Raw genomic sequence first — 16,220 nt, forward strand, 5'->3', positions numbered from 1 at the left:
GCGAAGCATCTGGTAAAGAGCGACACGTTAGCGATTCCCTGTCGTGATAGCTTCGCTTCACGCGCAGCATGAAGCGAACTTATGGCGGTTCTATCTCCTAGTGTGCCGATTTACAAGAAACCTCCCTGTATTAAATGAAACTTTTGAGTGCCTATATCAAGGTATTGCCCGATTACGGCATGATTTTGTAGGAACATCTCCTATGGGTTCGCAGAGGATGGCAAAGTTTTGCCTAAAACGGCTCATGGCAATTTGAGCGCAGCCTATAAGCACATAATGTTTACTACGAGCTTCCCATTTTTTGAAAACTAACCTATAGTACCGTTGGGAATACCTCTTACGCCCTCAGGCAGAAGACAGTTTCAATGGATACAGGGTATTTCCTGGTTTGATATATCTTTATTCCTTAGAAAAAAATATTGGTAGTCTCTGCTGTAATGTCACAGATTCATCCGCTTAATCTGGTTATCCAACCTGATGACAAGGAAACTAGCTGCTGTCTTTCCAGCATTGGGTTTCAGGAGCTTCCTGCCATGCCTCAGCTTCTCTATCAAACTGTAAATAATCGTGAACTGGTTAGTATTTTCGTCAAGATCAGCCAAGTTCTTTCAGAAACCAGTCAAGCTTCCTCACGCTTTTTTCTGACGCGAACCGAGCAAAAGGATTCTTCTATTGAGACATCGACACGCGATTATCAAAATTTACTAGGAGATTTTTTAAAAGCGCAACCGATTAGCACGATTACCCAGGCGGTTAAATATGCTTGGTTTTTTCAGATTTTAGCGAAGCAGCAAATATTTTTTCACTATCAGCCTATTTTCAATTTATCAACCGGCGAAATAATTGCTTATGAATGTTTGGCACGCGCCAAAGACGAGCGTGAAGGACACTTCAGCGGTTATCAATTGATTGAAGCAGCCCTTTCGACAAAATTGGCTTACGAGTTTGATGAACTGGCTCGAACAATTTGTTTACAATCAATTGCTAACACCAAAAGTCATCAAACATTTTTTATTAATATCTTACCCAATGTAATTAGCAAAGATCCTGCATCCTTAGAGCAGAACATCAAGTTAATTCTCGATCTGGGATTACAGCCCGAACAAATTGTATTTGAATTAACCGAAGTAGAAGCACTGGTCAGCTGCCCAAAACTCTTGAAAACCATCAATCGCCTACGAGAACGGGGGTTTGGAGTTGCTGTAGATGATTTGTGCGCCTGTGTTTCCCCTGATAACTACTTCATGGAGTTTTGCCCCGATTTGATCAAGATAGATCGGCGATTAGTACATGGTTGCAGCCAGCATTCTCTCAAGCAGGTGATGCTCAAAAGTTTAGTGAATTCTGCTCATAACTTGGGAATTCGAGTTGTCGCTGAGGGACTTGAAGACAGAGAAGATATTGAATTTTGCTGCGATTTAGGGGCAGATTACGGGCAGGGATTTGGGTTAGCAATGCCACAGGTAACTTTGCAGCAGCAACGGCTCGATTTTATGAAGTCGTCACTCAGGATGTTGTCTTACACAGATCCCTGCACCTGTTAAAACTAGATGCTGTAAGATGCTTTCCTGGTACAACTGACTCTTATCTATGCAGCTTGAATTTATTCCAGTCGAAGAATTTTATTTCGCACTAACCTTAGCCGTCAAAACTTTGGAGGAAGTGGAGCAACCCGGTTTAATAGAACAAGTGCGATCGCGCCTCAACCTAAAATACGGTCAGCCTTCCACAGTTGCCGCAGCCACCCAGAATACGTTTAATTACGTATTTCGGGTTCTAGAGCTAGACAACAGCCCTGCAAGTCAGCTGATTGTCTCAGTAGCAGACTGGCAAGGCAAATTGCGTCTAAGCAGTGATTATGGCTGGACTCTCGATCAAGATCGCAAGCCCGTTCGCACCGAACGATTTAACCAACGACCAGAATTTGCTAAGCAGCTACGCAGCTACCTGCAAGACTGGTTGCAACTCCCTCTGAGTAATTAGCTTTTAGTTGCTTAGTCATTAGTCATTAGCCTTTGACTAATGACTAATGACTAATTGCTTTGAGCAGCCAACAGTTCCTTCAGCTTCGCCAATTCGCCAGCCCAACGGGGGTCGGGTTGAAAGGTATCTGATTCATTATTAGATGTTGCCCCTTCAGAGCGCCGTGACTTCTTGTTACTGCCACCGCGACGACCACCACCGCCGCCAGTGGGAGCGGGAGCGGGAGCGCCACCGCCGCCGCTAGCAGCTTTGTTGGGGTCCTTAATCGGAGCTGGAGCTGCTGGACGAGGTTCTTCTTCCCCTTCACCCTTAGCTCGTGGCAATGCCTTTTCTATTTTCAGCGGGCTTTCTTGGAACATCTGACCGTTGAACTTTTCAATAATTTCATCAGCCAGTTCATCCGTCTTCACGGTTACAAAAGCAAAACCCCGACATTTGCCGGTTTTCCGGTCTTTAATCACCTTGGTGGAAACAGAATCGCTCATGTCCCCAAAAAGGGCTTGTAACTCCTGACGGTCTACTTCTTCTTTGGGCAGATTGCCTACATACAAACGAATAGACATGGAAAAATACCTCCAGACTCAATATCTTTAGACAAAAATTGCGATCGCGCACAAAGCGTATACTCGATTGGGCTGCTCGCACTAAACCCGCTCTTCGGTGACAGCTTCTCCCAATCAACCTTACGGCTTATTTGGAGATTTCTCGTTTCAGCGAGAGCCTTTTGGTCTACCCCAACTCCACAGCCTGATGGGATGACCGCCGCCTTTTTCTTCATTTTCCTGAAAACGTTTTCATCTCGATTAAGAGCCAATCCGTCATCAGAATAGAAAAACCATCTATCAGCCTGCGTCTTGAAAAATTCCGCCTCACAGCTAGAATCTTCTTGAATCGTGCCAGATGGATGTACTAGCCCATAGAAACGCCTTCCTGCAATCAACCCCTTAAACGCCGAATAGCGCTTCTTCCCGGCACCGATGAGCGCCAAGATAGACACGAATTTTTCCCATCCAGCACCCGTAACAAACTTTGCCAATTTGCTCCCGGCGAGTTTTTTGTTGATCAAGTCTCGATCGGCAACCACCATTAATTGCTTCAATAGCCAGTTGGCAACTTGTTGGTAAAAATTTTGACGCTGGTTTGCAACATTTAACGGTGACAATTCAATCTGCTGGACAGCTTTAACTCGATGCTTACTGCCCTGTTTCTGGCGAGACAACTGACGCTGTAACCGCTCAATCCGCTTCTGGGCTTTCCTATTGTATCGAGGGATTGCCACCTGCTCAACGCAGTTTTGTAATAGTTGAAAAAAAAGTCTTTTATCGGCTGGAAATAAAGAGTTTATTTTTTTAAAATTGCGCTTTTGGCTGCAAGAATCTAGCTTATCTCTAATTGATGCGATTGAACAACTGCTTTGGCAATAGCAGTTAGTATTACAACCTTTTTGTTTCCACCAGTTAAAGCGTTCAGCCAACCGATAATTGTACTGCCATCTGAGCGCTTCTATCCATTCCTCCATTGTAACTAACTGCTGCTGACTTGGGCGCAATCGATACTCATGGGCGATTCTCATTAGAGAATTGTATCCTAAATTACTGTAATCTTTGCACTCGACCTTTATGGATATCGAGTGGTTTACAGCAGTATCGAGGCGAGACGTTTGCGATCGCTCCTAATTATTGCAAGATATTAACATTATTTTTAAAGGTATCACGGTCTCTGCTATGGGGCTAGTTTAAACAGCAGATTTCCGTCTTTAGCAGTATCTTCAGGCGTGAAGCACTCAACCTCCACCCCCAAGTGGATCGGTTCTCAAGATACTGCTTTGTGTTTTCGCCGGAACGGTTAAATAACTTCAAAGGTAATCGACATCGCCGCCATCTGAGTTGTATCTACGTTACTCACGCCTTGGGGAGAGTTTCCAGTGCCGCGCGTGCCTTCCGCGAGGTCATCCAGCAAATCGCCGACCACTTGAGTTGGCTCCGAAAGAGCTACGGGGCCTCTTGTATCCCGTGGTGCTAGGTTTCGCAACGCTTGCAGGGCTTTTCGCAGGGGCGTGCTACTGGCAACAATCAGGACTTCTGCGACTCCTTTGGGTTCTTGGGTGACAAGGTTAAATTGATCGTCAGTCCCAGGAATTTGTAGTGTTTGCCCAGCCTTCACCTGCGTAACATCATCGGTCGCCGTCCACTGATTCGGGAAGATTGCCGATATTTCTCCAGTTGGGTCAATGACTAGGACGCTGAAATAGAGGTCGCGCGGCTCGTTATTTGTAATCTGGAACTGCACCGACGTTCCGATCGGTAACTTTCGGGCATCTGAGGGAAGATTTCCTGAAGGATTATTGGAAGAAGTTTTTTGACCGAGACTGCGATCGCTACCGCGAACGGTGAAAGCACTAGCCAAAATTTCATTTTGACCGGCTCGATTCATCGAAGCATTGACGTTTAGGCGCGATGAATTGGTATTCAGAGTGAGTTTGACAATCCTGGCTGCTAGTAAAGATTTCAGTTTGGCTTGCAGGCGACTGACCGCATTGGCTACGGTTTCACCAGCACTGCCAAAGGAGCCAGGAATCGGCTCCATCGCTGGCGAAAATAGACCTAAACTGCCCTCATTCTTCATCCTTCCAAAGATGTATTGCACCTCTTGCTGTTGTAAAGGTATAGCTTCAAGGCGCTTGATCGCTTGCAAAGCTTGCTTCGCCTGCGCGGTGTCGTTGCCTAAAGAGGGATCAAGACCAATTTTTAAAGTTACATCACTGGGAATCCCGCGAGTGCGTTCCTGCAACAGCGATCCGGGTTTGGCAGTTTTTAACAATTTGCCGCGTCCGATTAAGCCTTGACGAGATTCTAACTGCACGACTCCTTGTTCGCGCCCTTGGGAGTCTACTACGGTGAGAAGGGCATCTTGCTCGAAAGCAACTAGACTTTCGGGGTTGAGTCCCCCCAGCCATAATTGAGCTTGGTTGCCCTCTATTTTAGTGATGACAGCTTCTGCTGGAGGCGTTTGTTGACCGATAAAGTACATCGGTTGCTTAAGATTATTGCTGCCTGGTTTTGCCTCAAATTCAGGGTTTTGACGAGATGACATCCGTGTAGTGTTACGACCAATATTGGGGAGGGCGCTGGCAAAAGATTCGCTGCCAGTTTGTTGCCACAGATATTGAGTCATTAAATAAGTAAAAGCACCGGCATAAAAGTCGCTAAAGGGGGCATCTGCGGCATACTGTTCCCGCTTGGCGGAGGCGATGACGACACCTTTGGCGACACCCTCGCGACGGCGACGCACAAATTCAGCGGGTGAGAGATTCAGGCGAGAGAGCCATTGTTCCTGATATTCTATTTCGGCAGGAACTGGTTGAAGTTGGGAACCCCCATCACGCGATCGCACGACTAAATTCCCCCGTTTGCCGCCACCTGAGTGACAGCTATCCAGCACTGCGGTAACGTTCTCTGTCTTCAGGGCATCCATCAATAAAAATAAGGTGTGCCCCATGATGTCCTCGACAACGCCTCTTTCATTGGGAAATCCGGTAGGCAGCGCACTATCGATGGGCACAAAGGTACTATTAAGACACTTCCCTGTCGGGTCTTTGAAGTCGCAGTCGGGATCGGTTACTTGGGAACCATGCCCTGAGAAGTGAAAGACCACGACATCCCCGCCTTTAGCTTGTTTAATCAGGTGTTCTTCAAAGGCATTTAAGATGCCCTTGCGGGTCGCTTGCCCATCAGTCAAGAGCAGAATGTCTTTCGGATTAAAGCCAAATCGGTGAATCAGCAGTTGTTGCTGCAACTCGACATCAGTGACACATCCTCGCAACGGTGCTGTTGGATAGGCATTAATCCCCACCAGCAAGGCAAGTTTCCGAGGCGTTCCTTGAGCGATCGCACGACTAAAGCGATCGCCTTGCTGCATAATCTCCAGCTGGCTCAAACCCAGCGTTGCCAAAGTCGATCCAGCAAACTGCAAAAACTGACGACGCTTAATGTAAGGCATAATTACTTCTAACTAGATTGGTGTTACTGTCTTAACTCAAAACTCAAAATTTTTTAAAGTCCATTTCCTATCAAAATGAACGGTGCCCAATAGTAAGGATGGTCAAATTTTGACCCAGCACCGAGAGTATTTTCGCTTCTAGAATTGGGTATTGCTTCAACATTAATACTGCCGCGACTATCAACATTATTAAGCGCTGGGGTTGAGAAATCACCGTGCAGCAAGCCCAGTTGAGATTGGCGAAGGGCTGTAGCTTTTGTTATGGGTGTCTGTTGCGTACTTTGAGCTAAATAGCTGTAGAATTTTTGCATCAGATGACTGGTGCTGCGATCGTCCACCAGCCACAAGGAAGCGATTACTGCCTTGGTTCCAGCATTGAGGAAATAGTAGCTGATGCCAGCAATCTCTACACCGTCTTGGTCAGGCCCGCCCAGTGCCGTTTCGCAAGCTGATAGCACAACCAAATGAACATTGCCCAAATCTTGTAAAGTTTGAATCTGAGAAATTGTTAATTTCTCACCCGTACCTAATAGCAGAAATGAATCGTCTGGGCGTCCTGGCACAAATTGACCGTGGGTAGCAATATGCAAAATCTGATGACCTGTCAGATTATCTCGCAAAGTAGGAAAATCAAAAGCATTGTTGAGAAATTCGTTTCCCGGATAAATTCCTGTTGTGTCGTTCGGTTTCTTTTGCACGATCGCATCTAATTCTGCTGGGACATTGGGCAGTGGATTAAAGCCAGCAACTGCATGAGATAGTCCTAACGCTAGAACGGAGGTATTTTGAATGCCAGGAGGAAGGCGATCGCGCACATCTGTTAAGTCAGCAGATAGCACCGTAGAAACGGAGTAGTTCTCAATTAAATATTTTTCGCCATCAAACAATGCACTGATGGGAATGTAACGAGTAACCCGATCCATCGAAAAAACTAAATTTTGAATTTTATTCGCTTTGAGTTCGGGTTCAATCGGTTTAATTAGCCAGTCGTAGAGTTGTTTCCCCGTTGTCTTGACTTCGGCAATGTCAGACCGGGAATCTTCTACTAACTGACGGAATTTTAATACAGATTCGCCTAATTGCCGCTGCGTTACGGGAACTTCCAGGCTTTTAACAATGCCTCCTTTCGATGCCCATAGCAACCAAATTTTGTCCTTTAGTACGAAGGGATAAATCAGCACGGTACCTGGTTGAGATTCGACGATCTCTTTAGCTTTACTAAGTTTATTGGGGTCAAAAAAGGCATCATCTTGAGCGCGACGGCTGCGGATTTCTTTTTGAATAGTTTCAATTGTCTGATTATATTGTTCGGTCAAAGCCTGAAGCCGATCGTTGAATTGGCTCAATTGGCTGCACCGATTCTGCTTGCACTGTTCAACTTGTTGCCCAAAAGCGATTAACGTTCCATTTTCCTTGAGAATCTTTTCTTCAATGGAATTCAAGGCAATTCCTGAAGTTTTATCCCCAGCTCTCGCATTTTTTGTATAGTTGGGTAATTCCTGAATTTTCAACAGTTCTAACACCTGTTGAGCTTCTAAAATTCGTCCTTGCGACAGCAACAAGTTAGTGAAGGCGCGATAGGTGTCGGCAATGGTTTGAGTATATGATTCCTGTTGCTCTCGTGGCAGCACTCGTAAATCTTGCCGAATTACTTCGGTAACATTCACGGCTTGCTTGTAGAAAGCGATCGCTAATTCTGGCTGATTCTGTTTCTCTAACAGAAAACCTATATTGCCAAGCGCAATTCTTTCGCCCGTCTTATCGCCAATTTCTCTAGCAATTCCCAATGCTTGCTGAAAAAACTCTAACGCTTGGGGATACTGTTCTAACTGGTTGTAAACTCCCCCAATGTTATTAAGAGTTGCCCCAACGCCAGCCCGATCGCCGACTGTCTGACGAATCGCTAAAGCTTGCTGAAAGAACTCCAGCGCCTGGGGATACTGTCCCAACTGGTTAGAAACCACTCCGATATTGTTGAGGGTGACTCCCTCACCCGCCTTGTCGCCAATTTCTTTGAGAATCTCCACCGCCTGCTGATAAAGTTTCAACGCTTTGGGATATTGACCTAAATTGCGGTAGGTTTCTCCAAGATTGTTGAGAGTCGTTCCCTCGCCTGCCTTATCGCCAATCTCCCGACGAATCTCCAAAGCTTGCTTGAAGAATGCGAGTGCCTGAGAATACTGTCCTAAATTTTCGTATACTCCTCCAATGCTGTTGAGGGTATTTCCTTCACCCGCGCGGTTGCCGATAGTTCTGCGGTTAGCTAAAGCTTGTTGATAGAATTCCAGTGCTTGAGGATATTGACCTAAACTATCGTAAACTCCCCCCATGTTGCTGAGCGTGCGCCCCTCACCAGCTTTGTCACCGATGGTTCTAGCAATCTCTATTGCCTGCTGATAGAATGCCAGTGCTTGCGAATACTCGCCCATGCTGTAGTACACTCCCCCAATGTTATTGAGAGTCGCCCCAACACCTGCCTTGTCGCCGATGGTTTTAAGAATTCCCGACGCTTGCTGGTAAGAGTCTAGCGCTTTTGGATACTGCCCCAGACTGTCATAAACTGCGCCAATGCCGATAAGAGTGCGCCCTTCACCTGTCTTGTCACCAATGTCTTGGCTAATGGCTAAAGCTTGCTGATAATATTCCAGAGCTTGAGGATAGTTGCCTAAGCTGCGATAAACGACACCAATGTTGTAAAGGTTACGCCCTTCATTGGCGGGATTCCCGATATCTCGGCTAATGGCTAAAGCTTGTTGATGGACTTCTAGGGCTTGAGGATACCTGCCTAGCTTGCGATAAGTGATGCCCAAGTTATTTAGAGTGCGGACTTCACCCAAGCGATCGCCAATATCCCTAAGAATTTTTAAAGCTTGTTGTTGAAACTCTATCGCCTTTTGATACTGTCCCTGACTGTCATAGACTCCACCAATCGTGTTCAGAGTTCTACCTTCGCCTAGCTTGTCATCTGCTGCTTTCGCCGTTTCCAAAGCTTGCTGGAGGAACTCTAGTGCTTGCGGATATTGTCCCTGTCCGCTATAAACAATGCCAATGTTATAGAGAGTGTTGCCTTCGCCTACCTTGTCGTCTGTTGTTTTCAGAATTCCCAACGCTTGTTGTAGAATCTCCATTGCTTTAGGAAACTGTCCTAACTCGCGGTATGTGGCACCAATTTCTGTTAACGTCCGTCCTTCGCCTACCTTGTCGCGCGCTTCTTTGCGGAATGACAGTGCTTGCTGTAAGCTTTCTAAAGCTTTGGCGTATTGACTCAATCCGTTGTAAACTTCCCCCACGCTAGTAAGTGCTTCCCCAACCCCTGGTTTATCGCCAATTCTTTTGCGAATTTCCAGAACTCTTTCTAGGGTTTGCAGAGCTTCTTTAAACTGGCTGTTACGAAATTGCTGAATGCCTAGTTGAAACAGCCGATTTGCCTCAGTTTTTTGCTCTTGTCGAGATGCGATAAACCGTGTTTTTTGTGCTGGTTCCACCAGGAACTCTGCTAAGGCTAAGGACCTCGCTGCCATTGGGAAGAAGTAACTGAAAGATAAAAGTAAGGCTGTAGTAAAGCTAAGTTTCTGGATAGGGGAACGCATAAAAATACTGCTACACAAGCGGATTAGCTTTAATATCCTTCATCACGTTTCTTTTGCGGTAAGTAATTGATATCTGGCAGTCTTACCAGTAGAAAGTTTATCCAATCGTCAGCGAGATCCTCCTCCTTGTGTCGCGCCAGGAGCTGCAATTTCCGCAGGATTGTAAGCACCACCCCTAAGCTGGGTTCCGCCTCCCGCCTGCCCTCCAGGTGCATTTAAAGTACCAGCCGGTTGAGAGATTGGTGGAGTGCTTCCCTGTGTTTGCTGCGGAAGTAAGGGTGCGGTAGCGATCGCCTCAAGTCCCACTGACTTCAACAAATCTTCCCAGGCTTTTGCTAGCGTAGAATCGTTAGGGCGATCGCGACGTAGCTCAGCCAGAGTCGTCAGAGTCTCATACCAGATGCCAGCTTTTGCATAGATGGCTGGACGCTCTTGGGGAGATGCTTGCTGTAATTGACTGGCGAGAGTAGCACTTAATTCGTTGCGTCGAATCCAGCCTTCAACCAAAATATTACGCCCTCTGTCTTCAGGGTCGCAAAGCAGTGCGAAGGAAAAACGGTATGTTTTTCCAACTTGTAGCGGTTTTATACCTGCTTGTTCGGGGAGGCTAACGCTAACAACACCAGGATTTTGAGAAATCTTGAAAGTGGTCTCGTAAACAACCTGCTTTCCCTCTACATCCCATACCATCAACTCTGCTGTCTGCGGGACATTTTTTGGAATATAAAAGAAGAAGGTTGGATATCCTGTAACCGTTACCCCAAAATTCTTGCCTGGTATCAACGCAGTTAGACCCTCTGCATCAACAATACAGGCGCTACTACCACGCGAGGCTCCTGGTTCCCGAATATTTGGAACTTCTTGCTCTGGAGGATTGTAAACGATACCCCTCAAACGTAATCCTCCACTTTCCTGCCTATTCTGTGTTCTTGGCTCCAAAGAGACAAGATTGTTAGAAAGTCCAATAACACCCGTTAATTTAGCGTTATTCAAATTCACACTGGTTAAGTTGGCATTGGTCAAGTTAGCACCAGACAAGTCAGCGCCGCTTAAGTTGGCACCACTCAGGTTAGCTCCTCTCAAGTCGGCTGCAACCAATCTGGCACTAATCAGGTTGGCACCACTAAGATCGCAATTCAAGCATTTATTGGTTTCCAGCAACCGTTTAAGATGTTCGGGATTTTCCGCTCTCACTGGCGTAGCGAACCAGAGGGCAGATAACAGCCCAACGGTGGCTAGAATTCTTTGTTTCATTGCATTTGTTGCCTCTCCTGAGCGTTAAGCGCCTCTAGTATAGCCAATCGCTAAAGCATCAACTATCTGAGTTGGGCGTGTTATTATCCATTCCTAAGCTGAATAAAGGGTGCAGAATCGTAAGTAAGAAGGTGAGAAATTTTTTCCATCTCTCTTACCTCTACCAAACACCTGAATTTTTATAGTTTTTTAAAGTCCATTTCCTATCAAAATAAACGGTGCCCAATAATAGGGGTGAGAAAATTTTGAGCCGTTGCTGGGGGCTATCGGCGGTCGAGAGCCAGGTATTTGTTCGACAATAATGCCACCACGAGAATTGGTATTAGCTGCTGTTGAGACATTACCTTGTAACAGATTGAGTTGAGCTTGGCGCAACGCTTCCGCTTTGGTCATTGCCTTTTCAGAGGTGCCGTTGGCTAAATTTTTATAAAATTGCTGCATCAAGAGACTGGTGCTGCTATCGTCTACAAGCCATAAAGAAGCCATCACCGCCTTTGCACCCCGATTCAAGAAGTGGTAAGCCATACTAGCAATTTCTATACCGTCTTGACGGGGGCCAGCCAAAGCGGTTTGGCAAGCTGACAACACTACCAAATGAATGTTATTTAACCCGGTTAAGGTTTTTATTTGGGGAATCGTAAGTTGTTCGCCAGTTCCTAATAGGATGTAGGATTTATCTGCACTATCAGGAACAAATACACCATGAGTCGCTAGGTGTAAAATTTTATAACTTTTCAGATTGTCTTGCAGGGTAGCGAAATCAAAGGAACGGTTTAGGAACTTTTGACCGGGATAAATTCCCTGATTATTTTTGGTTTCTTGACGCACAATCGCATCAATTTCAGCAGGTACATTTGGTAGAGGACTGAAACCAGGGACAGCATCAGATAATCCCATTGCCAAAACAGGGCTATTTTGAGTGCCGATAGGTAGTTTATCGCGGGTGTCAGTATCTTCGGTCAATACATTGTAGACGGTGTATTTTTCAATTAGATATTGTTTCCCGTCATAAAGGGCGCTCATCGGAATATAGCGCGTTACTCTATCGAGAGCAAAGACCAAGTTTTTCACCTGGTTATTCTTGTTCTGAAGTTCCGCTTCTAAGTCTTTGATTAACCAGTTATAAAGTTTTAGGCTAACTGCTTGTATTTTAGTAGCTTCATCAGAACCGCAATGAGCGACCTTCTCGCACTCCTTCATTAAATCGCGGAACTCTTTGACTGCCTTTCCTAATTCATCTCTTCCGACGTTAACTTTAACGGTTTTGACCGCACCCCCTGGGGCATATAGTTGTATCCACAGTTCGTTTTCTAGCACCAAGGGATAAATCATCACCGTGCCTGGTTGTGCCTCGACAATCTCTTGAGCTTTTGCCAGTTTATTTGGGTCAAAGAAAGCGTCATCTTTGGCGCGGTTAGCACGAATTTCTTGGTCAATCTTCTGCAATTGTTGGTCAAATTCAACAATCAGAGAAGTACGGCGAGTCGTAAGTTCTTTAAGCTGGCTACAGTTAGTGCGATCGCATTCATTAATTTGGTTTGCTAAGGCAATGATAGACTCGCTTTGAGCAGGAATCTGTCTCTCTGTCGGAGTAAGGGGAATGTTAGGTTTATCCCCCGCAGCATCTCTAGGGCTGACAGCTTCGCGAATTTCCTGCTCTCTCAAAAGTTGCTGTACTTGTAATGCCGCTTTGTCCCGTTGTTGAGAGAGCAACAAGGCTGCTAGCTGGCGATAGATATCAGACACCTTCACTTTATCGAAATCAACTGTTGCATCTAAGAAAGAGTTTTGTAACTCTTGTGGTAAGCCTTCGATACTGCGTCTGACTTCCTCAATTTTGTTAATCGATTGCTTGTAGTAAGTAATGGCAACACTTGACTGATTTAAATCTTGGTAGATACGCGCTAATCCTGAATAAATGAAAGCATCAGCGCCAGGAGCTTGATTATCGGTTGCGATCGCAAGTGCTTGTTGATATACCTCAATGGCTTCTTCTTGGCGTCTAAATTTGCGATGGATATGTCCAACCAGAGTAAGGGCTTGTTTTTCCCAAACTTTATTTTGGACTTTTCTAGTGAAATTTAACCAAGTTTGAGCGGCTTCCATTGCTTGTTTGTCATTACCCAATTGCCCGTAGCCAAGACTCAGCAAGATATTAGCAAATGCCTGGATTCGCGGCTCTTTAATTTCTCCAGCAATTGCTAATCCTTCTTGAGCGGATTCAATAGTTTTTTGTGGATTACCTTGGGCAAAATAGTTTTGGGCGATAAAAAGCAGCACAAGGCTTTCGTCAAAGCGATTCTTGAGTTGACGTAGTATGGGCAGTGCTTGTTGATAGAATTCGTTACTTTTTTGGTAATCCCCAAGCTCAGCATAAACAATCCCCAGAGAAGTTAGAGGTAAGGTCTGTGCTGCTGGAATATTAGTTTCACGGGCAATTTTTAAACTTTGCTGAAGTGAATCCCATGTTTTCTGATATTCACCTAAATCTTTGTAGCGGTTACTCAATCGAGCTAAAGCATAAGATTCTAGCCTACGATTTTTTAATTCTCGCGCAATTGCTAATCCTTGCTCTCCTAGCTGTTTGCCTTCTGTGTATTTTCCGATAATTCCGTAAGAGTTTCCTAACTTGATTAGTAACTCTGCTTCTTGTTCGCGATTATTTATTTTCCTTGCCTGTGCTAAACCTGGTTCTGCAACTGCAATTACTTTTTGATATTCTCCCAAAGCCTCATACATTCCACTAAGAATAGTCGCCGCCGCTACTTCTCCAATGAAATCTTTGTTTTTGCGCGATATCTCCAAAGACGTTTGTCCTACAGCTATCCCCTGTTCGTATTCTCCTTGAACTCTGTAGGCGTCGCTGAGAGAATTTAAAGCTAGGGCTTCACGAGAAGTATTTTGCCTTTGTCGTGCTAAAGTTAAAGCTTGCTTGGCTGTTTCCACGGCTTTGGTAGTATCACCTAACAAGCCATAACTCTGGCTTAGGGACGTTAAAGCACTGATTTCATAGTTGTTCAGTTTTGCCTTTTGCACTACTGCCAACCTAGCTTGAGCAAACTCCACCGCTTTTTGATAGTTACCTTGGTTGGAGTAAATTTCTTCAAGAATATCCAAAGCATTCTGCTCTAGTTGGGGGTTTTCTAGCTGCTTGGCAATTGCTAAACATTGCTCAGCCGACTGCAACGCTAAGGGATAGTTTCCCTGTTTGTTGTAAGCGCTGCTCAAGCTTGCCAGTGCCTTTGCTTCAAGGGAGGATTCTTTGATTTTCCGCGCAATGGTTAAGGCTTGCTGACTGACTTCAATGGCTTTCGGAACATTTTTGAGAGGTACATTGTATAAGAAAGCCAACCGCAGCAGCGCGTCTACTTCTAATTCAGGTTTACCGAGGGTTTGTGCACGCTTTAATAGCTGTTGCGCCCAATCAATAGCTTTGTCATATTCCCCAAGATTGCTGTAACTCAGACTTAAGCCAGATAGCGCACTCGATTCTGTGCTTAAAGCACTATCTTGTAAATTTGGCAATAGTTTAGCGATTTCGATTTGTCGCGCTGCGGCTAATGCTTGCTGGTAGGTTTCGACTGCCTTTTGATTTTCTCCAAGTACGTTATAGGTGCTGGCTAAAGTGAGTAAAACATCTGCCTCACCCCGTTTATTATTTTGCTGTCGTGCAATTTCGACTTGTCGCAACCTGATTTCAATATATTTGCGAGAGTCGTCCTGAGTATTGTAAATGCTAGCAAGCTGAGTCAGAGCTGAGTCTTCAATACCTAAATCCTTGGTTTCTCGCGCAATGCTCATCGCTTGTTGTAACACTTCAATCGCTTTTCGCTCGTCTTGAAAGAAGCTGTAAGCTGCTCCCAGATGAATTAAAGCACTTGCTTCTGATTTTGTTTTTTTCAATTCTCTGGCAAGGTTTAAAGCTTCCTGTGCCAACTCTATCACGCGAGAATACTCTGCTTTTGCTTGAGGATACACCCCTCTGTTGACAAATGATATGGCTGTTGAGCTATATATTCCACTTAACAAGATTAGGGTTTCTAGTTGAGCGGGTTTATCCTTGATTTCTCGGCGAATAGCTAATGATTTTTGAAGGAATTCAATGGCTTGCTCGTCTTTACCTTGCAAATAGTAAGAACTTCCGATTAGAGATAAAAAGTTAGACTCTTGGGGCTTATCTTGGGTTTCTCGTGTAATCGCCAGTCCTTGTTGATAGAATACGATCGCTTGCTCATATTGATTTTGACTAAAGTAAATATAGGCTATTCCAGAGAGAACATTGGCTTCTTGCGCTTTATTATTGGGAATGGCTTGCGCGATTGCCAGAGCTTGTTGCTTAAAGGCGATCGCTTGCTCGTATTGCTTGAGACTGCTGTAAGCCTTCCCTATGAATAGAAGAATGCTAACTTCTTGGGACTTATTCTTTACTTCTCGGACAACAGGAAGGGCTTGTTGGTAAAAGGCGATCGCTTGCTCATATTGTTTTTGATTAAAGTAAGAATCTCCCATTCCTTCGAGAATGCCAGCTTCTACTAGGTGAATTCCTACGGCTTGAATACGAGGCAATGCTTGCTGATAAAATTGCAAAGCCTGGTCATACTTGTCTTGATTAAAGTAAGTTAAGCCGATCTGATAGAGAGTTTCCCCTTCACCTACACGGTTTTGCACTTCGCGGCTGAGGGCTAACGATTTCTCCAACCACTCCAAAGTACGAGGATACTCTTTCATGCCTCGATAGACTGTCCCCATTCGGCGCATAGTAATTCCCAGTAGAAATTTATCCCCTAATTCTTGTTGGATTGCCAGTGCTTGCTGTAAGCTTTCTAAGGCTTTGGGATATTGCTGAAGACCACCCGCGTAAAGCGTGCCAAGACTACTGAGGGTTTTACTTTCTCCTGCTTTGTCTTGTACTGCCCGACGAATCGCCAAAGCTTGTTGCAAGGTTTCTAAAGCTTTGTCATTTTGGTCATTCCAGAAATAACTCAAGCCAATATTATCTAGGGTTTCTCCTTCCCCTGTACGATCTTTTAATTCTCTGCGAATAGCCAAAGCTTGCTGCAAAACATCTAAAGCTTTGTCAGGTTGCCGCAACCAGTAGTAAACCTCGCCGATGTTGTTCAGGGTTTGCCCAATTCCGGCTTTGTCATTCAGTTGTTGCTGTATTTCTAGCACCCGTTGATAGGTGGCGAGTGCCTTTGGGTATTGCCCTTGACGATACTGCTGTACGCCTTGTTGGAAAAGTCGGTCTGCTTCAGTTTTCCGGTCTGTAGAGGTTGGTGCCTGTGCTAAAGCGCTTTCAGAACGATCGAGGATCAAGGATGAAGGGTGAAGGGTGAGAAGCAGGCTAATCGTGAGAAGGCTGAGGTGATAGACGCGACGATGCATTGGGCAACT

General features: G+C 45.2%; 8 protein-coding genes. 2 read left to right on the forward strand and 6 right to left on the reverse strand.

Translation table 11 applies throughout. The features are described from left to right. Window positions 1-437 precede the first annotated feature (437 nt). Together NDI44_RS08960 and NDI44_RS08965 are read left to right on the forward strand one after the other, a co-directional pair. Complete coding sequence (locus NDI44_RS08960) at window positions 438-1,544, forward strand: EAL domain-containing protein (RefSeq protein WP_190415096.1); 1,107 nt, start codon at window positions 438-440, stop codon at window positions 1,542-1,544. 46 nt (window positions 1,545-1,590) lie between these two features. Further along, window positions 1,591-1,983, forward strand: coding sequence for a hypothetical protein (locus tag NDI44_RS08965; protein ID WP_190415097.1), 393 nt, complete (start codon window positions 1,591-1,593; stop codon window positions 1,981-1,983). A 50-nt stretch (window positions 1,984-2,033) separates the two neighbouring features. Here NDI44_RS08965 and NDI44_RS08970 read toward each other — a convergent pair whose 3' ends face one another. From NDI44_RS08970 to NDI44_RS08995, 6 genes are all read right to left on the reverse strand, one after another. After that, a complete protein-coding gene (locus NDI44_RS08970) occupies window positions 2,034-2,546 on the reverse strand; it encodes an RNA-binding protein (protein WP_190415098.1) in 513 nt (170 codons plus the stop codon). Next, window positions 2,525-3,262, reverse strand: coding sequence for a transposase (locus tag NDI44_RS08975; protein WP_242037171.1), 738 nt, complete (start codon window positions 3,260-3,262; stop codon window positions 2,525-2,527). Before NDI44_RS08975 ends, NDI44_RS08970 begins: the two co-directional genes overlap by 22 nt. Window positions 3,263-3,828: 566 nt before the next feature. Beyond that, window positions 3,829-5,982 carry a caspase family protein gene (locus NDI44_RS08980; RefSeq protein WP_190415100.1) on the reverse strand — a complete coding sequence of 718 codons (2,154 nt, stop codon included), beginning with the start codon at window positions 5,980-5,982 and terminating at the stop codon, window positions 3,829-3,831. Between the two features lie 53 nt (window positions 5,983-6,035). Further along, on the reverse strand, window positions 6,036-9,572 hold the full coding sequence (locus NDI44_RS08985) for a tetratricopeptide repeat protein (protein WP_348235268.1): 3,537 nt from the start codon (window positions 9,570-9,572) through the stop codon (window positions 6,036-6,038). A gap of 108 nt (window positions 9,573-9,680) precedes the next feature. Beyond that, window positions 9,681-10,826 (reverse strand): DUF928 domain-containing protein, encoded by a 1,146-nt coding sequence (locus NDI44_RS08990; RefSeq protein WP_190415102.1) that lies wholly within the window; start codon window positions 10,824-10,826, stop codon window positions 9,681-9,683. Window positions 10,827-11,015: 189 nt separating this feature from the next. Next, window positions 11,016-16,211: a tetratricopeptide repeat protein gene (locus NDI44_RS08995; RefSeq protein WP_190415103.1), complete on the reverse strand. Its 5,196-nt coding sequence runs from the start codon at window positions 16,209-16,211 to the stop codon at window positions 11,016-11,018. Between the last annotated feature and the right edge of the window lie 9 nt (window positions 16,212-16,220).

It is taken from the genome of Trichocoleus sp. DQ-A3 (assembly GCF_039961975.1).
Lineage (GTDB): Bacteria > Cyanobacteriota > Cyanobacteriia > Cyanobacteriales > FACHB-T130 > FACHB-T130.

What these genes read in the sequence shown, in the direction of transcription:
- NDI44_RS08960 (WP_190415096.1), top strand. Translation starts at nt 438, where the DNA reads ATGTCACAGATTCATCCGCTTAATCTGGTTATCCAACCTGATGACAAG.
- NDI44_RS08965 (WP_190415097.1), top strand. Translation starts at nt 1,591, where the DNA reads ATGCAGCTTGAATTTATTCCAGTCGAAGAATTTTATTTCGCACTAACC.
- NDI44_RS08970 (WP_190415098.1), bottom strand. Translation starts at nt 2,546, where the DNA reads ATGTCTATTCGTTTGTATGTAGGCAATCTGCCCAAAGAAGAAGTAGAC.
- NDI44_RS08980 (WP_190415100.1), bottom strand. Translation starts at nt 5,982, where the DNA reads ATGCCTTACATTAAGCGTCGTCAGTTTTTGCAGTTTGCTGGATCGACT.
- NDI44_RS08985 (WP_348235268.1), bottom strand. Translation starts at nt 9,572, where the DNA reads ATGCGTTCCCCTATCCAGAAACTTAGCTTTACTACAGCCTTACTTTTA.
- NDI44_RS08990 (WP_190415102.1), bottom strand. Translation starts at nt 10,826, where the DNA reads ATGAAACAAAGAATTCTAGCCACCGTTGGGCTGTTATCTGCCCTCTGG.
- NDI44_RS08995 (WP_190415103.1), bottom strand. Translation starts at nt 16,211, where the DNA reads ATGCATCGTCGCGTCTATCACCTCAGCCTTCTCACGATTAGCCTGCTT.